This window comes from Gillisia sp. JM1, from assembly GCF_000424645.1.
Lineage (GTDB): Bacteria > Bacteroidota > Bacteroidia > Flavobacteriales > Flavobacteriaceae > Gillisia.
Map to the genome: position 1 here is coordinate 1056249 of NZ_KE384218.1, position 22884 is coordinate 1079132.

The 22884-nt window shown below is 35.8% G+C and carries 18 protein-coding genes; 14 read left to right on the top strand and 4 right to left on the bottom strand.

Features of this window, described 5'->3' with window-relative positions; genetic code table 11:
* Nucleotides 1–62: 62 nt before the first annotated feature.
* Together H033_RS0108085 and H033_RS0108090 are read left to right on the top strand one after the other, a co-directional pair.
* A complete protein-coding gene (locus tag H033_RS0108085) occupies nt 63–1304 on the top strand; it encodes a S8 family peptidase (RefSeq protein WP_026837852.1) in 1242 nt (413 codons plus the stop codon).
* 205 nt (nt 1305–1509) lie between these two features.
* Nucleotides 1510–2229 (top strand): outer membrane beta-barrel protein, encoded by a 720-nt coding sequence (locus tag H033_RS0108090; protein ID WP_026837853.1) that lies wholly within the window; start codon nt 1510–1512, stop codon nt 2227–2229.
* A 283-nt stretch (nt 2230–2512) separates the two neighbouring features.
* On the opposite strand, the gene pepT is transcribed toward H033_RS0108090, so the two are convergent.
* Nucleotides 2513–3754, bottom strand: a complete 1242-nt coding sequence (gene pepT, locus H033_RS0108095) for a peptidase T (RefSeq protein ID WP_026837854.1) — start codon at nt 3752–3754, stop codon at nt 2513–2515.
* A 129-nt stretch (nt 3755–3883) separates the two neighbouring features.
* Between pepT and H033_RS0108100 the strand changes: the two genes are divergently transcribed.
* From H033_RS0108100 to guaB, 12 genes are all read left to right on the top strand, one after another.
* Nucleotides 3884–6757, top strand: a complete 2874-nt coding sequence (locus H033_RS0108100; RefSeq protein ID WP_026837855.1) for a TonB-dependent receptor — start codon at nt 3884–3886, stop codon at nt 6755–6757.
* A gap of 148 nt (nt 6758–6905) precedes the next feature.
* Nucleotides 6906–7934: a quinone-dependent dihydroorotate dehydrogenase gene (locus H033_RS0108105; protein ID WP_026837856.1), complete on the top strand. Its 1029-nt coding sequence runs from the start codon at nt 6906–6908 to the stop codon at nt 7932–7934.
* Nucleotides 7935–7949: 15 nt separating this feature from the next.
* Nucleotides 7950–8558, top strand: coding sequence for a LysE family translocator (locus H033_RS0108110; RefSeq protein WP_026837857.1), 609 nt, complete (start codon nt 7950–7952; stop codon nt 8556–8558).
* A gap of 113 nt (nt 8559–8671) precedes the next feature.
* Nucleotides 8672–9535, top strand: coding sequence for a hydroxymethylglutaryl-CoA lyase (locus H033_RS0108115; RefSeq protein ID WP_026837858.1), 864 nt, complete (start codon nt 8672–8674; stop codon nt 9533–9535).
* Nucleotides 9536–9673: 138 nt separating this feature from the next.
* Nucleotides 9674–10882, top strand: a complete 1209-nt coding sequence (locus tag H033_RS0108120) for a DUF4856 domain-containing protein (protein ID WP_026837859.1) — start codon at nt 9674–9676, stop codon at nt 10880–10882.
* Between the two features lie 54 nt (nt 10883–10936).
* Nucleotides 10937–12031 carry an imelysin family protein gene (locus tag H033_RS0108125; protein WP_026837860.1) on the top strand — a complete coding sequence of 365 codons (1095 nt, stop codon included), beginning with the start codon at nt 10937–10939 and terminating at the stop codon, nt 12029–12031.
* Nucleotides 12032–12041: 10 nt separating this feature from the next.
* Entirely contained in the window at nt 12042–13406 is a 1365-nt protein-coding gene (locus H033_RS0108130; protein ID WP_026837861.1) for an HTTM domain-containing protein, read from the top strand.
* Nucleotides 13387–15852, top strand: a complete 2466-nt coding sequence (locus H033_RS0108135) for a TonB-dependent receptor (RefSeq protein WP_026837862.1) — start codon at nt 13387–13389, stop codon at nt 15850–15852. Before H033_RS0108130 ends, H033_RS0108135 begins: the two co-directional genes overlap by 20 nt.
* Before the next feature lie 404 nt (nt 15853–16256).
* The gene (locus H033_RS0108140) at nt 16257–17291 is read left to right on the top strand and encodes a Fe(3+) ABC transporter substrate-binding protein (RefSeq protein ID WP_026837863.1); all 1035 of its coding nucleotides are present in this window, start codon (nt 16257–16259) and stop codon (nt 17289–17291) included.
* Nucleotides 17272–18933, top strand: a complete 1662-nt coding sequence (locus H033_RS0108145; protein ID WP_026837864.1) for an ABC transporter permease — start codon at nt 17272–17274, stop codon at nt 18931–18933. The genes H033_RS0108140 and H033_RS0108145 overlap by 20 nt, the downstream gene beginning before the upstream one ends.
* A gap of 9 nt (nt 18934–18942) precedes the next feature.
* Nucleotides 18943–19929, top strand: coding sequence for an ABC transporter ATP-binding protein (locus H033_RS0108150; RefSeq protein ID WP_026837865.1), 987 nt, complete (start codon nt 18943–18945; stop codon nt 19927–19929).
* 76 nt (nt 19930–20005) lie between these two features.
* Complete coding sequence (guaB, locus tag H033_RS0108155; RefSeq protein ID WP_026837866.1) at nt 20006–21478, top strand: IMP dehydrogenase; 1473 nt, start codon at nt 20006–20008, stop codon at nt 21476–21478.
* Between the two features lie 121 nt (nt 21479–21599).
* Here the strand turns inward: guaB and H033_RS0108160 are convergent, their stop codons facing one another.
* The 3 genes from H033_RS0108160 to H033_RS0108170 form a co-directional block, all read right to left on the bottom strand.
* On the bottom strand, nt 21600–22112 hold the full coding sequence (locus H033_RS0108160; RefSeq protein ID WP_026837867.1) for an OmpH family outer membrane protein: 513 nt from the start codon (nt 22110–22112) through the stop codon (nt 21600–21602).
* 65 nt (nt 22113–22177) lie between these two features.
* A complete protein-coding gene (locus H033_RS0108165) occupies nt 22178–22420 on the bottom strand; it encodes a hypothetical protein (protein ID WP_026837868.1) in 243 nt (80 codons plus the stop codon).
* Nucleotides 22421–22425: 5 nt separating this feature from the next.
* A complete protein-coding gene (locus H033_RS0108170) occupies nt 22426–22878 on the bottom strand; it encodes an SRPBCC family protein (protein ID WP_026837869.1) in 453 nt (150 codons plus the stop codon).
* Nucleotides 22879–22884 lie beyond the last annotated feature (6 nt).

The following is a 22884-nucleotide window of genomic DNA, read 5'->3' on the forward strand; positions in this document are numbered from 1 at the left end:
CGATTTAAAAGTCTAGATTTGAATCAATTATTAACTAATTTTTAACCAAAAATAATTAAAAAATGTTAAAATCTAAACTTAAAATAGGGGTAGCTGTATTAGCTGCTTCTGCTCTTTTTTATTCCTGTACTCAGGATCAAAACACCTCAACCGACTCTGAAGCTTTTACTGAGATAGATGCTGATTTCGACGCTCTAAATATTGAAGGACAGTATATTGTTGTTTTTCAGAATGGAGCTGTAGAGAATGTTAGTTCAAAATATCCAAACAACTACAAGAAAGCACAGGAAGCTATGTTTTCAGAAACTAAAAAATTCTTATCTGAAGCTTCTGTTTCTGCAGAAATTGTAAATGTTTATAGTAACGCGATTAGCGGAGCAACTTTAAAATTAGACAAAGCTCAATTAGAAGTTTTAAAAAATAAAAAAGGTGTTAAATATATAGAACAAGATAGAATCGTAACATTTGCACCACCATGTGGATCACCAAACGGAGGTCCTTGTGGAGAACCAGATCCAGGAACTGGAGGAGGTACACAAGAAACGCCTTATGGTATCTTAAGAGTAAATGGAGTTACCGGCTATACAGGAACTAATGTTGCTTTTGTAGTGGATTCTGGAGTAGACTTAGATCACCCAGATCTAAACGTTGATGCTTCTCGAGCATTTAATGCTTTTACTTCTGGAAAAGATGGTAAATCTGCAGATGATGGGAATGGTCATGGAACACACGTAGCTGGAACTATTGCAGCTTTAAACAATGGTTTTGGAGTTGTAGGTGTAGCTCCTGGAGCTACCATAATTCCAGTGAAAGTTTTAGATAGTCGTGGTAGTGGATCTTACTCTGGTGTTATTGCAGGTGTAGACTATGTAGGCGCAAATGGACAGAGCGGAGATGTTGCAAACCTAAGTTTAGGTGGGCCAGTTTCACAAGCTTTAGATGATGCAATTTTGGCTGCCTCTCAAAACGGAATCAAATTCGCTTTGGCTGCAGGTAATGAAAGTAGTGATGCTAATAATAGCTCACCGGCTAGAGTTAATGGAGCAAATATTGTAACTATTTCTGCCATGGATGTAAACGATAGATGGGCTAGTTTTTCTAACTTCGGAAACCCTCCAGTAGATTTTGCTGCACCAGGTGTAGCTGTTAAATCTACTTGGAAAGATGGTGGATATAATACAATAAGTGGAACCTCTATGGCTTCTCCTCACGCTGCAGGAGTACTTCTTTTAGGTGCTGCAAGTACAGATGGCACAGTTGCAAATGATCCTGATGGAAATCCAGATGCAATTATAGTTCACTAGAAAAAAAATAGTTCTTTTAAAAAGGTTGTTTTAAATATTGAAAATAGTTTTCGATATTTGAAACAACCTTTTTATTTTTACATAACTTTAAGATTTATATAATTTTTTTATTTTTGAAACGTTAATCAAAAGAAACAACTTTGTAATAGCTATTAAAGCAATATATTTACCAACAATAGACACCTTTTAGACTAACCTCTTTCCTATGAATAAATTAGTTATCGCCCTCCTAATAAGCTTAACTAGCTTTTCTTTTTCACAAATGAATGCTCAACAATTTAAGGTAGGATTGAAAGGAGGAATCAATAAAACATATGGTGGAGAAATTACAGGTATAAATTCTGGTGTACCTGCAGATTATACAAGTGATACTTTTGAAGCCGATGGAGAGATTGGTTATCATGGTGGTGGTTGGGTGCAGGTTAATTTTGGTAAATTTTTCATACGTCCCGAAGTTGTATATTCTAAATTAGAATCGAGATTTGATTTTCCTCAGGGGCCTACCTTATTTGAAGTAGAAGAATTCAGCGTTCCTCTTTTAATTGGGTATAATATTTATGGTCCATTAGATATTTATGCTGGAGTAGCTTACAAAAATATAATTTCATCAACTATAGAGAGAATCGAACCTACCAATGATCCGCCTCAAGTGGTAATACAGAACACTCCATTTTCTGCTCAAATAGGTGTGAAGGTTGAATTCGGTAGTTTTGGATTAGATGTTAGATATGATTATTCTTTGTCCTCTGCTGATCCTTATGATGTTGATTTTCAATCAGACAATGCAGATTTTGTTATTCCTACAGTAAATAGAGCCATATTAAATGATCTTCGCTTAAATCAAATTATAGTTAGCCTTACTTTAAAACTATGGGATTCAGAAAATAAAAGTAGACGCAGAAAAGGTGGAAGCTGCTATTTCTAAGGATAAAATTATCAAACAATATAAAAAGGAGCAAATTAAATTTGCTCCTTTTTATATTGTTTGATAATTTTCCATTTAATATTTAAGCCAACTCCAACTAAGATCATTGTCACTATTTTTTAGTTCTTCTCTACTTTGCTGCTTCACTTTTACTTCAGTAATGTAGAATGAGTATTCTTTCTGTTTCCTTGGGCTAAGTAAATTGAATGCTTTGTTTAGCTCTGAGTTATTTTTCAATTTTTGTTTTGACTCTGTTTAAATTTCAGCTTAGCCATTCCAGAAATTATTTATGTTTTTCTGAAGTCAATTCTGCGATTTTAATGATTACTTCTGTTGCTCTTTGCATACTTTCTACAGGGACATATTCATATCTTCCATGAAAATTGTGCCCTCCGGCGAAGATATTTGGGCAAGGTAAGCCCATGAAACTTAACTGCGACCCATCTGTTCCTCCTCTAATTGGTTTTATATGCGGAGTGATATTAAGCTGTTTCATAGCTTCCTCGGCAATATCTACAATATGCATTACAGGCTCTATTTTTTCCCGCATATTGAAATATTGATCTTTGATTTCGATATTAATAACTTCTCTTTCATGCTGAGAATTTATTTCCTGCGCGAGATTGCTTATCATTTCTTTCCTAGCTTCAAAATGATTCTTATCATGATCCCGAATTATATATTTTAAAATGGTTTCTTCTACATCTCCTTTTATATCAGTTAAATGGAAAAAACCTTGTCTGTCTTCGGTATGTTCTGGAGTTTCTAATCTTGGTAATGAATTAATAAAATCCTGAGCGATATACATACTATTTATAAGCTTATCCTTGGCATATCCAGGATGCACGATCTTCCCTTTAATTTTAACAACAGCTTCTGCAGCGTTAAAATTCTCATATTCTAATTCGCCAATTTGGCTACCATCCATAGTATAGGCCCAAGCCGCGCCAAATTTCTTAACATCAAATTTATGAGCACCTCTCCCAATTTCTTCATCTGGAGTAAATCCTACCCGGATCTTCCCATGAAGAATTTGAGGGTTATTAATTAAATATTCCATAGCAGTTACTATTTCGGTAATTCCTGCTTTATCATCTGCGCCTAATAGCGTGGTTCCATCTGTTGTGATCAAAGTTTGACCTTTATACTGTAAAAGATCATCAAAATAATCTGGAGATAGAATGATATCCTGCTCCTTATTTAATATGATGTCTTTCCCATCATAGTTTTCTATTATTTGAGGTTTTACATTTGTTCCAGTGAAATCTGGAGAAGTATCAAAATGAGAGACAAAGCCAATTACAGGAACCTCATGTGAAACATTTGCTGATAAAGTTGCCATGATATAGGCGTTTTCATCAATTTCAACTTCTTCCATTCCAATTTTTTTAAGCTCTACGGCAAGTTTATTAGCGAGATCCCATTGCTTTTCTGTGCTCGGAGTTTTATTGCTGTCCGAATCACTTTGGGTGTCTATAGTTACATAGCTGATGAACCTATTGATAATATTATTTTTTGAAATCATTTTAAATGTTTGATAATTTATATGTAGTAATGTTAATAAACATGTGATAAGTTAGCACCTGATAATGATAGTATCATAAATATGAAGCTAAATTTTATCTATCTTTAATTAAACCAAAAATATAAACTTATGAAGAATTTTTACGTAATGTTTTGTTTGTTTTTTGTCGGTTGGGTAGCTCAAGCTCAAGCACAGGAAATTTCAGGAACAATAGTAGACGATCAGAAACAGCCATTAGGTGGGGTTTCGGTCGCGATAGAAGGTACTAATAGAGGTACTATCACAGATTTTGACGGAAAATATAATATTGAAGCAGCCATGGGAGAAACTTTGGTTTTTTCTTTTGTGGGTTTTGATACTAAAAAAGTAGAAATCCAATCTGATGTAATAAATGTAACCATGGTATCGGGACTTGCTCTAGGCGAAGTAATGCTGGTAGGGTCTCGTAATCCAAATAGAACTGTTGTTGAATCAACAGTACCAATAGATGTTTTGAACATCAAAGAATTATCTTCAGCAGTGCCACAGGTTAATTTAAATCAGATGCTTAATTATGTAGCACCTTCATTTACTTCCAATACCCAAACAATATCAGATGGAACAGATCATATAGATCCTGCCTCTCTGAGAGGTTTAGGACCAGACCAGGTCTTGGTGTTAATAAACGGGAAACGAAGACATAACTCATCTTTAATAAACGTAAACGGAACCTTTGGTAGAGGAAGTGTGGGAACAGATCTAAATGCAATTCCAGCTGTAGCTATCCAAAGAATAGAGGTTTTAAGGGATGGTGCTTCAGCTCAATATGGATCTGATGCTATTGCAGGAGTGATAAATATTGTATTGAATAAAAGCATAAACGAACTGGATCTTTCTGTAACTACAGGTGCTAATTTTACTGAAAATGCAAACGATCAAACCGGTGGCGTAGATGGTGAAACAGTTAATGTTGCTGCTAGTTATGGAATAGGTTTAGGGGAGAATGGCGGTTACATAACATTCTCTGGAGATTTCGACTATCGTGAGGACTACAGCAGAATGAAAGAATGGGAAGGCAAAATCTTTAAGGGATACAATGCTATAGAGAATGTTGCATTTAGTTCTGGAGCAGATATTACCAATTTAACTAATGGGCAAATCCAGCAATTTGCACAAGGAGTCTCCTATTTCAGCCAGCAATTGAAAGACGATATTAATGCAGCTCCAGATAGAGAAACTCTTCAAGACCTATTAGATTTTGATGTTACTGAAGACGAATTGAATAGTCGTGGACAAGAAAGAAGTGATTATAACATGAGAGTAGGACAATCTGCTCTTAGAGGTGGTAGATTTTTTGCCAACTTCTCTTTGCCATTAGATGATGAAGGAACCGAATTATATTCCTTTGCTGGAATAAGTTCTCGAAGAGGGAATTCTGCCGGTTTCTATAGATTGCCAAACCAGAGTAGAACTTATACACCCATATATATCAATGGATTCTTACCAGAGATTAACTCTAAGATCAATGATAAATCTATTGCTGCCGGAATTCGTGGAAAAATTGGAGATTGGGAAGTAGATTTCAGTAACACTTGGGGTAGAAATGAGTTTTTATATTTGATATCTAACACTTCTAATGCATCTTTAAAGCAATCGAGTCCAACTACTTTCGATGCTGGAGGATTCTCTTTTGCTCAAAACACAACCAACTTAGATATTTCCAATTTTTATGAAGATTTCTTTTCAGGTGTGAATGTGGCCTTTGGAGCAGAGTATAGATTGGAGAATTATGAGATAGTTTCAGGGGAAAGAGGATCTTATGAACAGTATACCGAGAATGGGGCTCCTATAACGCTAGCCTCACAATCTCCTGGCACAGATTTTTTTGGAAATCCAAGACCGGGCGGATCTCAAGTTTTTCCAGGATTCAGTCCCAAAAATGAATTGTCTCGTGAGCGAAGCAGTATTGCGGGATATTTTGATATTGAAGCAGATCTTACAGAACAATTCTTGTTAACCTTTGCAACCCGATTTGAAGACTATTCAGATTTTGGTTCAACTATTAATTTTAAAGTATCGTCAAGATATAAATTAACAGATAACATTAATATGAGAGGTGCTGTAAATACTGGTTTTAGAGCCCCCTCTTTACATCAGTTAAATTTTAATTCGACTTCCACAATTTTTGATAATGACGGAAACCCACAAGAAGTAGGAACATTTACAAACGATAGTCGCGCAGCCAAATTATTAGGGATCCCTCAGCTAAAAGAAGAAACTTCACAAAGTTTAAGTGTTGGATTTACCGCACAAATTCCAGATGCTAATTTATCTTTAACTGTAGATGGTTATTTTGTAGCAATAGATGATCGAGTGGTTTATACGGGGCAGTTTGCTGGACCGGGAACTGGAACCGAATTAGATAATTTACTTGCTCAAGCAAATGCAACTGCTGCGTCTTTCTTTGCAAATGCAATAGATACCGAATCTAAAGGTGTGGATCTAGTATTAACCCATGATGCAACTTTTAATAATGGATTTAAACTAAAATCTGATCTTGCTGCGACACTTTCCAAAACAAAGCAAGTTGGAGATATTAATGCCTCTCCACAATTGGAAAGAGCTGGTCTTGTAGGAACATATTTCCCGGAAGATAGTAGAGTATATTTAGAAGAAGCAGTTCCAAGAACAAAAGTGAACCTTACCAATAGCTTAACTGCTGGAAAATTTAATGTATTCTTAAGGAATGTTTTCTTTGGGGAGGTTACAGAAGCATCTACAACCGTAGCTAACCAACAAGTGTTTAGTTCCAAGATAGTGACAGATCTATCTCTTGGTTATAAAGCTTCTGAAGCATTGACTCTAACAATTGGAGCAAATAATTTATTAGATGTGTATCCAGATAGAGCAAAAGCCGAGTTTAATAACCGAAGTGATGGACGTTTCGACTGGTCTAGGAGAGCTCAACAATTTGGGATTGGTGGTAGATTTTTATTTGCCAGAGTAGCCTTTACACTGAAATAAAAACAAATGTTTAAATTAGTAAAGCAGTCTTCGGGCTGCTTTTTTTATTCATATTTTTTAGAAGTTCATTTGGCAAGTATTTCAAAGTCCTTCAATATAATAGCTTCAATTTTACCAAATAAGCTATTTTTGCACAAACTGTCCAGCTATGTATAAATCCCTGATAAGGCCTCTTTTATTCAATTTTGACCCTGAAAAGGTTCATTATTTCACCTTTGATGCACTTAAGTTCCTTTTTAAGGTACCAGGGGTTTCAATGTTGTTGAAAAACAAGTTTCAGATGAATGATCCAAGATTGGAGAGAAAGGTGTTTGGATTAACCTTTAAAAATCCGGTTGGATTGGCTGCAGGTTTCGATAAAAATGCAGTTCTATACAAGGAATTAGAACAGTTAGGTTTTGGATTTGTGGAGATAGGAACTGTTACTCCAAAAAGACAACCGGGAAATGATAAGACAAGATTGTTCAGGCTCAAGGAAGATTCGGCTATTATTAATAGAATGGGATTTAACAATGAAGGAGTAGAGGCAGCAGTGAAACGATTGAAAACCAATAAGAATGTTCTAATTGGTGGCAATATAGGGAAGAACAAGATCACTCCAAATGAAGAGGCTGTAACAGATTATACCATTTGTTTTGAAGCTTTATTTGACTACGTAGATTATTTTGTGGTAAATGTAAGTTCTCCTAACACACCAAATCTAAGAGCTCTTCAGGATAAAGAACCTTTAACAGCGTTATTAAATACACTTCAGCAATTAAATTTAGCGAAACCCAAACCAAAACCTATTCTTTTAAAGATTGCTCCAGACCTTACAGATGATCAGCTTCTGGATATTATAGAAATTGTTTCAGTTACCGGGATTGAAGGAGTAATTGCTACTAACACTACTATTTCCAGAGATAAGCTTCAGTCTAAGAATAAAATTGAAATGGGTGGTTTAAGTGGGAAACCATTAAAACATAGATCTACAGAAGTGATCCGATTTCTTTCAGAGAAAAGCAATAAAGCATTCCCTATTATAGGAGTTGGAGGAATTCATTCTGCCGAAGATGCGCTGGAAAAACTAGAAGCTGGAGCTAGTTTAATTCAGCTTTATACAGGGTTTATTTATGAAGGTCCGGGATTAATTAAAGAGATCAATAAAGCTATATTATCGGCTTCTAACAAAACCTAGCAAACCCATTTTTTAGTGCTACTACAACTTATTCCATTTTTAATAGCTTCCATTTTGCTAACCTTATCTCCGGGGCCAGATATAATTTATGTATTGGTACAAAGTATTTCTAATGGGAAAAAGGCTGGGATTGCAACCACATTAGGTCTTGTTTCTGGAATTCTTATCCATACCAGTCTTGTAGCATTCGGAGCTTCTGCAGTTATAAAAGCTAGTCCAATTTTATTTAGCTTAATAAAGATATTTGGTGCTTTGTACTTGTTTTATCTAGCCTATAAGGTGCTTAAGAGTGATAGTTCTATTGCGATTGATGGGGTGCCTCAAAAAAGCTCTAAAAATTTATTTAGTCAAGGATTTATAATGAATGTCTTAAATCCTAAGGTTACTATTTTCTTTCTAGCCTTTTTTCCAGGATTTCTATGGGAACCTGAGGGTAATACTATTCTTCAATTTTATATACTAGGTTTCCTATTCCTTTTGCAGGCTTTATTGATTTTTGGAGCAGTAGCATTGCTTGCCGGTAAAATTTCTGAATATTTAATGCAGCACAGAAGATCGGGTGTGTTTTTGAAATGGATCCAGGTGGTGGTTTTTGTTGGAATTGGAATATTAATCCTGTTATAGATCTCAAATTAATTGCAATATCTTAATTTTCAGGACTTAATTCCCTTTGGATTTCCATTATTGACATATTTCTTCTTTATTTTTATATAATTGCTAAAATAGTATCTTTGAGCATGGATAAAATTAAACTCATTGAATGTCCCAGGGATGCAATGCAAGGCATTAAATCTTTTATCCCTACAAAAGAGAAAGTTCAATATATCCAGTCGCTTCTTCGGTGTGGTTTTGATACTATAGATTTTGGCAGTTTTGTTTCGCCAAAGGCTATTCCACAGATGATAGATACTGCTGAGGTCTTATCTAAATTAGATCTCTCCGCAACTCAAAGTAAATTACTTGCGATTATCGCAAATGTCCGAGGCGCTCAAGATGCCTCTAAACATCCCGAGATCAAATATCTTGGTTACCCGTTCTCTATTTCTGAAAACTTTCAGATGCGTAATACCCATAAGACCATCGATGAGTCTGTAGAGACATTAAAACAGATCTTGGAAATTGCGAATGCTTCAGATAAGGAAGTGGTTGCTTATTTATCTATGGGATTTGGAAATCCTTATGGTGATCCATGGAATTTGGAAATAGTGGGAGAGTGGACAGAAAAATTATCTAAGATGGGAGTAAGTATACTTTCATTATCGGATACTATTGGAAGTAGCACCCCAGAAATAATTTCTTATTTGTTTTCTAATTTAATTCCAAGATATCCACATATTGAATTTGGTGCACATTTACATACTACTCCAAGTAAGTGGCACGAAAAGATAGATGCAGCTTATACTGCTGGTTGCAGAAGGTTTGATGGGGCCATCCAAGGTTTTGGCGGCTGTCCTATGGCAAAAGACGATTTAACAGGGAATATGCCTACAGAAAAAATGCTTTCCTACTTCAATGCTAAGAAAGCAGATTCCAATATTAAAATGACCAGCTTCGAATCTTCATATAATGAGGCAACTAAAATATTCTCTGCTTACCATTAATATTATCGATACTTCTCCTGACTATTATTGCTAAATATTATTTAAAATTAATCTAAATAAGTTTTGTGAAATTGGATTTCGTGTATATATTTGCACTCGAAATTAATCACTATTTTAAATCAGTCTAAATAAAAGAAGATGAGAAAAATATTTTTATCAGCAATCATAGGAAGCCTAACATTGCTTTCATGTACATCTGATGATACCCCTAAGCCCGGAGATAATAATATTGAAACTCCTGTAAATTACACCTTCGAAAGAGATAATAGTTCTACAGTAGACTATAATGGTCAGACTACAAGATTACAAATGTCCGCGGAGTTATTCTCTAACTTTACAGACTTTGATAATGCTTCAGAAGAATTATTATTGAACATGTTTTCCAATGAAAACTCTCCGTTTGAAAATGCTAGCCTAAATGAATCTTCAAAAAGTGTAAAATCTAAAGTAGCTGCTTCAAGTCTATATTTTTCTGCAAATACTGTAGAAAGTTCAGAGATTAAAAATGATTTTGATTCTTATATTTCTGGGCAGTTCACTACTGTAAAGGAAAATAAAGATGTTTTGGCGGAAGCCGGTGTTTCCGGGCAAATTGCTCAGGGTTCAAGTGTACGTTACGTTAATGAGAAAGGACTTGAGTTGAATCAGGCATTTGCTAAAGGTTTAATAGGTGGATTCCTTGCAGATCAGATCCTTAATAATTATCTGTCTAAACTTGTATTGGATGAAGCAGATAACCGTTCAAATAACGATGCAAAGGTTCTAGAAGAAGGAGAGCTTTATACTACCATGGAGCATAAATGGGATGAGGCTTATGGATACCTTTATGGTGACCCTTCTATCCCAACTGCTAATCCTAATTCGAAATTAAATGAAAGTGACGATCGTTTACTTTTCAATTATTTAGGTCAGGTTGATGCTAATGAGAACTTTGCCGGATTAGCGGAAAGTACTTTTGAAGCTTTTAAAACAGGTCGAGCGGCAATTGTAGCAGGAGATTATCAAACCCGTGATGAGCAAGTTGCTATTATTCAAGAGAATATTTCAACGGTGATCGCAGTAAGAGCGGTACATTATCTTCAAGGAGGTAAATCTGCTTTAGCTGAGGATAATAAAGGAGCTGCTTTTCATGAGCTTTCAGAAGGCTTCGGTTTCATATACAGTCTTAGATTTACTAATAATCCAGGTACTGACATGCCATACATATCAAAGGAAAAGGTAGCTATGTACAAGGAGCAATTATTAGAAGGAAATGGTTTTTGGGATGTAACTCCAGAAACATTGGATAGCATCTCTGAAGAGATCGCAGGGGCCTTTGGATTTAGTGTTGCTGATGCAGCAGAATAAAACAATTAGCCGGAGCATTATTTTTATAAGCTCCAGTTTTTAATATTTTTAATTATGAAAAAATTTTCTAGAATTTTAATTTTTGCGTCTTTGATTTTTACTGCATGCTCTTCAGAAGATGAAGGTAGTGGAAACAATGAGGTCAATACTTTTGATCGCGGAGCGATGTTGGAGAATTGGGCCGATAATATAATTGTTCCGTCTTTTGATAATTTCAAAAGTTCAACTCAGCAATTAGAAGATCTTACAATTGCTTTTACTTCAAACCCTTCTGAAGAAAACCTAGTTGCCTTAAGAAGTCAATTCGAAAGTTCTTACCTCGATTTTCAAACAGTTGCAATGTTTGATATTGGTAGAGCAGAGGAGCTAAGTTACAGAAGGTTTCTAAATACTTATCCACTGTCGACTTCAGAAGTTGAAAGTAAGATAGCTAGTGGTTCGCATAATTTAGAATTGCCTTCCAGCTTTACAAAGCAGGGTTTTCCTGCACTGGATTATCTTTTGAATGGGATAGGTGCGGTAGATGCAGAAATAGTTGCCAAATATTCTTCTGAAAACTATAGAAACTATCTTTTAGATGTATCTAAAAGAATAAACTCACTAACTACAGAAGTGAATTCTTCTTGGCAAGGTGATTATAGAGATACATTTGTTAGTAGTACAAGTTCTTCAAGTACTGGTTCTGTAGATAAGTTTACCAATAAATTCATCATGTATTATGAGACTTTTCTTCGATCAGGGAAGATAGGTTATCCAGCGGGTGCATTTACTGGAACACCTTCTCCAATTAATGTGGAGGCATACTATTCAGCAGATCTTTCTAAAAAACTTTATCTGCAAGCTTTAAAAACTACTCAGAATTTTTTCAACGGAAAACATTACAATGCCAGTCAGACCGGTAAGAGCTATAAGCAGTATTTAGAATTTCTGGACAGAGGTGATCTCGCAAATGATATTCTTAGCCAGTTTGGCACAATCAATTCTCAGGCTAATAATCTCGATACTAGTTTTAAAAGTCAGGTACAAACAAATAATACATTGATGCTGGTTGCGTTTGATGAACTTCAGAAAGGGGTGGTTCTATTAAAATTAGATATGGTTCAGGCGCTTTCAATCAGCATAAACTACGTAGACTCAGACGGAGATTAGTAGGTAGCAGATGAGGCGGTCCATAACAAAATATCTTAATTCTTATACCGATGCCGCTCCATTAGCAGTTTTTCGCATAGGTTTTGGAATAATGATGTTGGCCAGTATTATACGTTTTTATCTGAATGGATGGATTGAAAAACTTTATATAACTCCAAAATTTCATTTTAGTTATTATGGATTTGAATGGGTGAAACCGCTTGGCGATTTCACCTATTTGCTTTTTATAGTATGTGGAGCCGCAGCCTTTTTTGTTGCGATAGGTTATAAATATAGAATTGCTATCATCACTTTTTTCCTTAGTTTCACCTATATCGAACTAATGGACAAGACCACTTATTTAAACCATTATTATTTTATAAGTATTCTTAGCTTCTTACTAATTTTTTTACCGGCGAGTTCCTACTTCTCTTTAGATGCGTGGAAGAATTCAGGAAAAGCTTTTCAAAAAATTCCACGCTGGTGCATAGATTCAATTAAGCTTTTGCTTGCAATGGTCTATTTTTATGCCGGTCTCGCTAAACTTAATTCAGATTGGTTAATTAATGCTATGCCATTAAAGATCTGGCTCCCTTCAAAATATGATCTGCCTTTTTTTGGAGATCTTATGCAACAGGAATGGGTTCCTTATGTATTCAGTTGGAGCGGTATGCTCTATGATCTTTTAATACCTTTTTTACTATTATACAAAAGAACGCGATTTGTTGCATTTTTGGCAGTGATCGTTTTTCACGTAATCACACGGGTTTTATTTCCTATTGGGATGTTTCCTTACATCATGATAATTAGTGCACTAATATTCTTCAGCCCACAGGTACATCACCAAATTTTGAATAAAATTTCTTCATGGTTGAATATAAGTAAAGTGAAATTTGATAATAATAAGTTACTCTTTAGTAAACCAGGAAATAGAAAATTTAAAATTTCGGTTGTTGCTATATTTTTCCTTGTTCAATTATTATTTCCTTGGCGATATTTACTGTATCCCAACGAACTATTCTGGACAGAAGAAGGCTTTAGATTCTCATGGCGAGTAATGCTAATGGAGAAAGCGGGATATGCCGAATTTAAAGTTGTAGATGCAGATTCCGGCAAAAGATTCTATGTGAATAATTCAGATTTTCTAACTCCATTTCAAGAAAAGCAGATGTCTTTTCAACCCGATTTTATTTTACAATACGCTCATTTTCTTGCAGATCATTTCAGAAAAGAGGGTCATAGCAATATTGAAGTCTATGTAGAAAGTTATGTAGGTCTTAACGGTAGAAAAAGTAAGCCCTTTATAGGTGCCGATGTTAATTTGCTTAATTTTGCCGACTCTTTTAAACACAAAACATTCATTTTACCATTTTATGATGAAATTAAAGGTCTTTAGTATATTTTTCTTTTTTAGCCTGTTTATGAATGCTCAATATTCATTAAGTGGAAAAGTGACTTCTTCAGAAACCGGTCAGCCTGTTCCAAATGCCGAAATTTGGAATAAGACCACCGGAAAACCAACTGTAGCTAATGAAAATGGAGAATTTGAATTTAATTCCATAAAAGAGGGAACTTATGTATTTGCGGTATTTAGTTACGAATATGAGATCATAGAACGGGAGTTATCTATAACTGGGAATACTAAAATCAATTTTGAACTTTCTCCACTGGCAGAAAGTCTTAATGAAGTAATGATCACCAATAGAAGAGAGCAGATATTCGCTTTAAGAAAATTGCGAAAAGTAGAGGGTACTGCTATCTATGCGGGAAAGAAAAGTGAGGTGGTGGTAATGGATAAAGTATCTGCAAATCTGGCGGCAAATAATGCAAGACAGATCTATAGCCAGGTTGTGGGATTGAATATTTACGATAACGGAGATGCCGGTTTACAATTGAATATTGGTGGTAGGGGATTGGATCCCAATAGAACGCAGAATTTTAATACCCGTCAAAATGGCTATGACATTTCTGCTGATGTGTTGGGGTATCCTGAAAGTTATTATACTCCGCCGCCAGAAGCTTTGAAAGAAATACAGGTGGTACGTGGTGCAGCCTCTTTACAATATGGTACTCAGTTTGGGGGTCTAATAAATTTCAGATTTAAAGACCCTGTGCCAGATAAAGAGATAGAGCTCATTTCCCGTCAATCTGTAGGCTCTTATGATCTTTTAACCAGCTTTAACAGCCTTAGCGGAACGGTAGGAAAGTTTAGCTATTATACTTATTATAATTATAAGGGCGGTAAAGGTTTCAGGCCAAATTCAGAATATGAATCTCATAATGCCTTCGCACATTTAGGCTGGAAATTTAATGAAAATACCAACATTAGCTTTGAATATACCTACTTAGACTATTTAGCTCAGCAACCAGGAGGATTAACAGACTCTCAATTTTATAATGATCCTGATTTCAGCAATCGTTCCCGCAATTGGTTTGATGTAAACTGGAATCTTTTTGCACTGAAGCTGGAACACAAATTTTCTGAGAAGACAGATTTTAGTTTGAACGTTTTTGGTCTCGATGCCACACGTAAGGCTTTAGGATTTAGACAAAACAGAGTAGCACAGGCTGATGATCCTGAAGAGCCGAGGGAGTTGTTGGTAGATGATTTTTCCAACTGGGGAGCTGAAGCCAGAGTGTTGACCAGATATGATTTGTTTGAAGATGAATCAGTCCTCTTATTGGGAAGTAAATATTATCAGGCTTCCAACCAACAGCAGCAAGGAGCAGGTAGTGCTACAGCAGGGCCAGATTTTGATTTTGCAACAGCAGAATATCCAGACTACGAAAGACAATCAGTATTTGAATTTCCAAATAGAAACCTTGCGTTTTTTGGTGAGAATATTTTTAATATCACAAATAATTTTTCAGTAACTCCAGGTTTCAGATTTGAGTATATCAATACCGAGTCCGATGGTTTTTATAAAAACATAATAAAGGATAACGCAGAAAATACTTTGTTGAATGAGACTATTGAAGATGATCGAAAATTTGAACGAAATTTTATTCTGCTTGGAGTTGGAAGCAGCTATAATTTAAATGCTTCAAATGAGCTTTACGCTAATTTTTCACAAAACTACAGGTCGGTTACATTTAGTGATATTAGAGTTGTAAATCCAAGCTTACAGGTAGATGAAAACATTAATGATGAAGAAGGATTTACTTCAGATATTGGAATTCGCGGGCAGTTAAAAGACTTCTTATCCTATGATGCGAGTGTTTTCGCATTGAAATATAATGGCAGGATTGGGGAAGTACTCAGACCTGAAGAGCGAGTTAACGCCCAAGGGGAACTTGCGGAGACCGGCAGACTTGTTAGGTTTAGAGGAAATATAGGGGACGCATTTATTTATGGTCTTGAAACATTTGCCGAATGGAATATAAGAAATAGCTTTTTTCAATCGGCAGAAAATTATCAGTTGAGTGCTTTTGTAAATGCAGCATTTACAAATTCTGAGTATAGCAGTTCTGAGGAGATCAACGTGAAAGGCAATGAAGTTGAATTCATTCCAAAAGTTAATTTGAAAACAGGTTTAAACTTTGGGTATAAAAATTTCCTTGCAGGTTTACAGTACACCTATTTATCTAGTCAGTTTACAGATGCTACGAATGCTCCGCAGGTAAAATCAGAAAATAATCGAGGGATAGAAGGAGCAGTACCTGCTTATGGAATAATGGATCTTTCAGCATCTTATAGTTTAGGTAAATTTAAATTGGAGACAGGAATAAACAACCTATTGGATAATTCTTATTTTGCTCGAAGAGCTACAGGTTATCCTGGTCCTGGAATTATTCCGGCTCAGCCTATAACTTGCTATGCCACATTACAAATAAAGTTATAGTTTAGGCTGAAATTTGCTGAGCCCATTGATTGTATAAAATTCCCGTAGCTGCTTCTTGAGACTTGACAGAGATTAGTGAGTTATATTTGTATTGGGCTTCATTTAATCATTAATTGAAGGTTTAATTCCCCGTCCTGATAGATTCGGGATGCTTTGAATTTTTGAAAGTATTTTCCTCTCGAAATCTCAGGCAATATCTTTTGGACTGACCCCGAGGTTTTTGATTTTTTTACAGCTGGAATTTACGTCTAATTGAGTGTTATTTGAATTAAGGTATCCTATTCCTTTTATATCTCACATTTAAATAAGCCCGGTATATATTAAAGTTTATCCCTCATTATTTGGTGTTTTTTATTTAAACCGATTCTAAATAGTTACATTTGCCTTCCTAAAATATCAAGAAAATGAAGAAGTTTATATTTTTAATTGCACTTGTAACATTTAGTGCATGTAAAAATGACACAAATAAAGACGGATCATCTTCAGAAAACGTTGTGAATGTATATACCCACAGGCATTATGCTGCAGATCAGCTTTTATTCAAGCAATTTGAGGAAACAACAGGTATAAAGGTTAATGTGATTAATGCAAGTGCAGATGAGTTGATTCAAAAAATGTCTATTGAAGGACCTCAATCCCCTGCAGATGTATTAATAACTGTTGACGCAGGCAGGTTGACCCGGGCAAAGGATCAAGATTTATTGCAACCTATTGAGTCCGATGTTTTAAACCGAACAATTGCACCGCACCTAAAAGATTCCGAAAATTATTGGTTTGGCTTAACGAAAAGAGCGCGAGTAATAGCATATTCAAAGGATAGGGTAGACAGTACCGATCTTACAACCTATGAGGATCTTGCAAACGATAAATGGAAAGGAAAGATACTTATTCGTTCTTCAGAAAATATTTACAATCAATCTCTACTGGCTTCGCTTATCGTTCATAACGGTGAGGATAAGGCTAGGAAATGGACAGAGGCGATGGTTAAAAATATGGCTCGAAGACCAAAAGGAAACGATCGTGATCAGATAAAAGCCTTAGTGGGAGGGGAAGGAGATATTGCCATAGTAAATACTTACTATATAGGCAATATGCTAAATTCAGATAATCCCGAAGAAGTTAAAGCCGCAGAAGCTGTTGGAATATTTTTCCCAAATCAGGACGGTCGAGGGGCCCATATCAATGTGAGCGGAGCGGGAGTTGCACGTTATGCACCGCATAAAGAAAATGCTGTTAAATTTATAGAATTTCTTATTTCCAAGGAAGCACAAGAGGTGTTTGCCAATTCAAATTATGAATATTCTATAAATTCTAGTGTTCAACCTGCACCGCTTTTGCAGCAATGGGGTGATTTTAAAGCAGATTCTTTAACGCTTTCCAAGCTTGGGGAGTTCAACAAAAAAGCGGTATTGATTTTTGATGAAGCAGGCTGGAAGTAAAAATATTTTTTCTTTTAAATATAGATTAAAACGATTAAAACGGGATAGTAATAAGTGGGCAATCTTCACTTTACTTATTCTGTTTTTAATTGTTTTGCCTATAGTTTCCATAGGCGTTAAACTTTTCTCGGGTCCTGGAGAGACCTGGAACCATATCGTGGACAACCTACTTCTGGATTATCTGGGAAATACTCTGTTTCTTATTTTTGCCTGTGGGGCAATTGTCTTGCTATTTGGAGTTTCCACAGCTTGGCTTGTGGCTAGATATGAGTTTCCTTTAAGAAAACAAATGGAGTGGTTGCTTATTTTGCCGCTTGCTATTCCTGGATATATTGTGGCCTATGCTTATGCCGGTATCTTTGATTATGGTGGGACACTTCAGTTGATTCTGGAAGCTGCGGGATTGGAATTTGTGCGGTTTGACATTATGAATAAAAGCGGTTTGGCCTTTGTCCTTGGGATATCCCTTTTTCCTTATGTATATGTTAGTTCTAGAGCTTTCTTTTTAAACCAAGCCAACAGTCTTATGGAAGCATCAGAAATGCTTGGCGTTGGGCCGATAAAAACATTCTTCAAATTAATGCTCCCAATGGCTAGACCCGCAATTGTAGCAGGGCTCATTTTAGTATTGATGGAAGTTTTGAATGATTATGGTGCTGCAAAATATTTTGGGGTAAATACTTTCACCACTGGGATTTTTAGATCTTGGTTTTCACTCGAAGAACCAGAAGCCGCCGTTTATCTCTCAGCGCTTTTAATAGTGATAGTTTTTAGTTTGATCCTTCTGGAAAAATTTCAGCGCAGAAAATTGCGCTTTAACAGCAATGGGAATAACAATATGCGTATTAACAGGAAAAAGATAAGTCCAAAAAATCAAGTTATCATTTTTTTTGTGGTTCTTCTGCCAGTTGTACTGGGATTTTTACTTCCCGTTGCCCAATTGATCTACTGGACAACCCTTACCTATGAAAATGTGTTTAATCTTTCTTTTCTCAGGATATCGGTTCAAAGTTTTGGGATTGCCCTTATAACCGCAATTGTATCTGTTATAATTGCTGTGATTTTGATATTTTTCTCCAAATGGAGCCGATTAGGTTTCATTAAAAATATAGCCAAACTGGGGGTTCTGGGATATGCCATTCCAGGAGCTGTGGTTGCAATTGGAATAATGATCCCAACTATTTTTTTAGATAGATGGCTTATTGATGTAATGGATTATCTATTTAATGTAGATTTGGGGCTCATCCTTACTGGTACGCTTGTTACCTTGATCTACGCGTATGTTGTGCGGTTTCTTGCGGTGGCTTACAACCCAATAGAATCCACAGCGCTTAAGGTGAGCAATGCCATTCCCGATTCCTCCAATATGTTGGGAGTAGGAAATCTTCGCACTTTTTTTAGAATAGAATTTCCGCTTATAAGAACGGGAATTGCAAGTGCTTTTATTTTAGTTTTTATCGATGTTTTAAAAGAATTACCTTTAACATTAATACTTAAACCTTTTCATGTGAATACGCTTGCGGTGAAAGCATATGAGTACGCCAGCGACGAAATGGTTATGGAAGCTGCTATCCCATCCTTATTCATTATAGTTACCGTGATGCTTCCTGTAATATTTTTGAACAGATTACTTATAAAATAATAATTGGTTATGCTTGAGATCGAATCGCTTTCAAAAAGCTTTGACAAAGGAAAAAGTTTCGCCCTGAAGAATGTTTCTTTTCATCTTAAGAAAGGAGACGTTTGTGCTTTGGTTGGAGAAAGCGGTAGCGGTAAAACCACCTTGGTTCGGCTTATTGCAGGTTTGGAGACACCAGATGAGGGAGGTATTTGGCTTAATGGGAAAGTGGTCTCTTCCCTGAATAACTTCGTGTCTCCAGAAAAGCGCAAAGTAGGTCTTGTATTTCAGGATTATGCGCTCTTTCCTCATATGACGTTGTTTAAAAATGTCCTTTACGGGATTTCAAAAGATAAAAATAAAAACCAAAGGGCCACCGAAGTCTTAAATCTTGTCGGTTTGGGAGGAATGGAGGATCGCTATCCGCATCAGCTTTCCGGAGGGCAACAGCAAAGAGTTGCATTGGCAAGAGCGCTGGCCCCAAATCCCTCTTTACTTATATTGGACGAACCTTTTAGTAATTTGGATGCGATGTTAAGGATGCAGCTTCGGAATGAGATCTTTGAGATTGTTAAAGCAACGGGGGTTACTGCTATTTTTGTCACTCATGACACCCAGGATGCATTGGCAGTTGCAGATGAGATTTTAATCCTCCAGCATGGTCAATTAATTCAGAAGGATGAGGCGGCAAATTTATATACAAAACCAAAATCGATCTATGTGGCTTCGTTGTTCGGAAATACAATTCAGTTGAGTAATGAACTTCAGTCAGCATTTCAATGTCCGCTTAATCCTGAATGTTCTCATGCCATACGAAACGAGAATTTTGCCATTAATGAAGAATGTGAACATGTTACCCATGCCCAGGTAATAAGGAGAACATTTTTAGGCCATGACACTCAATTATTGTTGCGGTTGGACAGCGGGCAAAAAATTTCAGTACTTACAAAGGACAGGCATGTAGCCGATTTAATTAAGATAGGTTTTAATTCAAAGGATGTTTTGGAGTTTAATAGCTAATTAGATTAATTAAAAAGTAACTTTCATATTTACATTAAAAATTGTACATTTGCACGCAATTAAATCTTTAATTGCTATGACTGCACACAATTCCAAAATCATTGGGGAAGGCCTTACATACGATGACGTATTATTGGTTCCTGCATATTCCGAAATCCTACCAAGAGACGTAAGTATTCGCTCAAAATTCACAAAAAACATCACTATTAATGTGCCAATAATATCCGCTGCCATGGATACGGTTACAGAGAGTAAAATGGCTATTGCCATGGCTCGAGAAGGCGGTATAGGTGTTTTACATAAGAACATGAGCATAGAGGAGCAAGCTTTGAAGGTTCGTAAGGTGAAGCGTGCGGAGAGTGGAATGATCATAGATCCGGTTACCTTACCTCTATCTGCTAAGGTTATCGATGCCAAGAACAACATGAGGGAGCACAGTATTGGAGGAATTCCAATTATTGATAAAGACGGAAAGTTGCTAGGTATTGTAACTAACAGAGATCTAAGATTCGAAAAAAACAATAACAGGCCAATTGCTGAGGTAATGACTTCAGAAAATTTAGTAACTGTTTCTGAAGGGACTTCGCTAGAAGAAGCTGAGGTGATCTTACAAAAAAATAAAATTGAAAAGTTACCAGTTGTAAACGATCAGGATAAATTGATTGGACTTATTACTTTTCGTGATATTACAAAACTTACCCTAAAACCAAATGCAAATAAAGATAGCTACGGAAGACTTCGCGTTGCAGCAGCTATTGGTGTTACTGCAGATTCTGTAGAACGTGCTAGCGCGTTGGTAAAAGCAGGGGTAGATGCAATTATAATAGATACTGCTCATGGACATACCAAAGGAGTAGTAGAGGTATTAAAAAATATAAAGGCAAAATTTCCTGATTTAGAGGTAGTTGTGGGAAATATTGCAACTGCTGAAGCTGCTAAATATTTAGTTGATGCTGGTGCCGATGCTGTAAAAGTTGGAATTGGACCTGGATCCATTTGTACCACAAGAGTTGTAGCGGGAGTAGGATTCCCTCAATTCTCTGCAGTATTGGAAGTTGCAGCCGCACTTAAAGGAACTGGAATTCCTGTTATTGCAGATGGTGGAATACGCTATACGGGAGATATTCCTAAAGCAATTGCAGCTGGAGCAGATTGTGTAATGTTAGGATCTTTACTTGCAGGAACTAAGGAATCTCCTGGAGAGACTATTATTTATGAAGGTAGAAAATTTAAGTCTTACAGAGGAATGGGTTCTGTTGAAGCTATGAAACAAGGTTCCAAAGACCGGTATTTCCAAGATGTAGAAGACGATATTAAGAAATTAGTTCCTGAAGGAATTGTTGGTAGAGTGCCTTACAAAGGAGAGCTGGAGGAAAGCATCCATCAATTTGTTGGAGGTATAAGAGCAGGAATGGGTTACTGCGGAGCAAAAGATATTGAAACTTTAAAAGAGACCGGTAGGTTTGTAAAGATCACTTCTTCTGGAATTAATGAAAGTCATCCTCATGATGTTGCAATCACTAATGAATCTCCAAATTACAGTAGATAGATTTTTGTCATATTGAGCTTGTCGAAATATAAATTTGGTTTCTATACGTTCAAACTGAGACTATTTCAATAAAAAAGAGTGCTCTATTTGGAGCACTCTTTTTTATTGAATCCAATTAAAACTATTCTTTTGGAGCTTCTATACCTAACTTTCTCATCACCGCATCGGTAATATCATACTTTTCGTCTGAATAGGCCAAGCCATTCACACTTGTATTGAAGATTTGAGTGTATTTTTCATTTGTAATAATAACTTTCATAGCCTCGTCAATTTTCAAATAAAGAGGTTGTGTTAATTCGTTGCGTCTTACTTGCATAAGGACGGTAGCTTTCTGTCTAAAATTTTTGATATCATTTTCAATTGAAATAATTTCAGACTCTTTGGTTGACTTTTCTTCCTCAGTAAATGTGGAATTATTAGTTTGATAACTTGCTACTAATTCTTCGTATTTCACAATGTTTGCCTGCACGTCTTCCTGAAGTTTGGTGTTATAGGCTTTTAAGCCTTCATCAACCGCTGCAACCTCAGGCATTTGTGAAAGAATATATTCTGCATCTATAGTTCCTACTTTAGTTTGCGCTTGAAGACTAATGCTTGTAATAAAAATGGCTAGGGCCAGTAAAACGTTTTTCATGATTTTTTTATTTTTTCAAATATAATAGAGACAATCAAATAATTATAAGTTTAATCCTAAAAAGATCACTTTTCATAAACTGTTGCTCTATTGGGTTTTAATACATCCCGATATTTTTTGATCTCAGACTCCATAATAACCCAATATGCAATAGCATGTAAATCATTTACTTCTTCATATCCTGTTAGATCTCGATCAGTAATTTTTTCAGCTTTAATAAAATCCTTTAAATGGATCTCATGGTGTTTAGCTATATGTAGTGCTTCGGGACCTCTAAAATCCCAGATAAGTTTAATTTGTCTCTCCATTATTTTTATTGATTTAGGACACTTTTACCATTTTCGGCAAAGGCTTTAAAATCTTTCATATACATATAGGTTTGTTTTTTGAAAGACCCCGGCGTCAAAATTGCAATTATTTTCATGAAACCCGAACATTCAAACTCATTATCTGATATCCATTTGGTCGAATTGTTTCCAACTTCTTCAAAATAATTCTTCTGTTTGTTACATACTCCCTTTGCATCGTAAGACATAAACAGCTTTTTAGGCAGGTTATTTTTTTCTATAGTCTCTACCATTTCTATATCACGTTTTCCCATCTTATATTTCAATTTAGAACGGGCATCTACATGGCCTGGATTTCCGCTAAGATGTTTGTAGGAAATAAAGCCTTTTTGCCAATGCTTAAAATTTTCAGGATTTTCCATTTTGGCAATTACTTCTTCCCTAGGTAGATCGATGATAATTTCTTTTGAATATTTCATATTGGT

Excerpts from the sequence above, each read along its gene's own strand:
- H033_RS0108085 (WP_026837852.1), top strand. The coding sequence starts at position 63 with ATGTTAAAATCTAAACTTAAAATAGGGGTAGCTGTATTAGCTGCTTCT.
- H033_RS0108090 (WP_026837853.1), top strand. The coding sequence starts at position 1,510 with ATGAATAAATTAGTTATCGCCCTCCTAATAAGCTTAACTAGCTTTTCT.
- pepT (WP_026837854.1), bottom strand. The coding sequence starts at position 3,754 with ATGATTTCAAAAAATAATATTATCAATAGGTTCATCAGCTATGTAACT.
- H033_RS0108100 (WP_026837855.1), top strand. The coding sequence starts at position 3,884 with ATGAAGAATTTTTACGTAATGTTTTGTTTGTTTTTTGTCGGTTGGGTA.
- H033_RS0108105 (WP_026837856.1), top strand. The coding sequence starts at position 6,906 with ATGTATAAATCCCTGATAAGGCCTCTTTTATTCAATTTTGACCCTGAA.
- H033_RS0108115 (WP_026837858.1), top strand. The coding sequence starts at position 8,672 with ATGGATAAAATTAAACTCATTGAATGTCCCAGGGATGCAATGCAAGGC.
- H033_RS0108120 (WP_026837859.1), top strand. The coding sequence starts at position 9,674 with ATGAGAAAAATATTTTTATCAGCAATCATAGGAAGCCTAACATTGCTT.
- H033_RS0108125 (WP_026837860.1), top strand. The coding sequence starts at position 10,937 with ATGAAAAAATTTTCTAGAATTTTAATTTTTGCGTCTTTGATTTTTACT.
- H033_RS0108130 (WP_026837861.1), top strand. The coding sequence starts at position 12,042 with ATGAGGCGGTCCATAACAAAATATCTTAATTCTTATACCGATGCCGCT.
- H033_RS0108135 (WP_026837862.1), top strand. The coding sequence starts at position 13,387 with ATGAAATTAAAGGTCTTTAGTATATTTTTCTTTTTTAGCCTGTTTATG.
- H033_RS0108140 (WP_026837863.1), top strand. The coding sequence starts at position 16,257 with ATGAAGAAGTTTATATTTTTAATTGCACTTGTAACATTTAGTGCATGT.
- H033_RS0108145 (WP_026837864.1), top strand. The coding sequence starts at position 17,272 with ATGAAGCAGGCTGGAAGTAAAAATATTTTTTCTTTTAAATATAGATTA.
- H033_RS0108150 (WP_026837865.1), top strand. The coding sequence starts at position 18,943 with ATGCTTGAGATCGAATCGCTTTCAAAAAGCTTTGACAAAGGAAAAAGT.
- guaB (WP_026837866.1), top strand. The coding sequence starts at position 20,006 with ATGACTGCACACAATTCCAAAATCATTGGGGAAGGCCTTACATACGAT.
- H033_RS0108160 (WP_026837867.1), bottom strand. The coding sequence starts at position 22,112 with ATGAAAAACGTTTTACTGGCCCTAGCCATTTTTATTACAAGCATTAGT.
- H033_RS0108165 (WP_026837868.1), bottom strand. The coding sequence starts at position 22,420 with ATGGAGAGACAAATTAAACTTATCTGGGATTTTAGAGGTCCCGAAGCA.
- H033_RS0108170 (WP_026837869.1), bottom strand. The coding sequence starts at position 22,878 with ATGAAATATTCAAAAGAAATTATCATCGATCTACCTAGGGAAGAAGTA.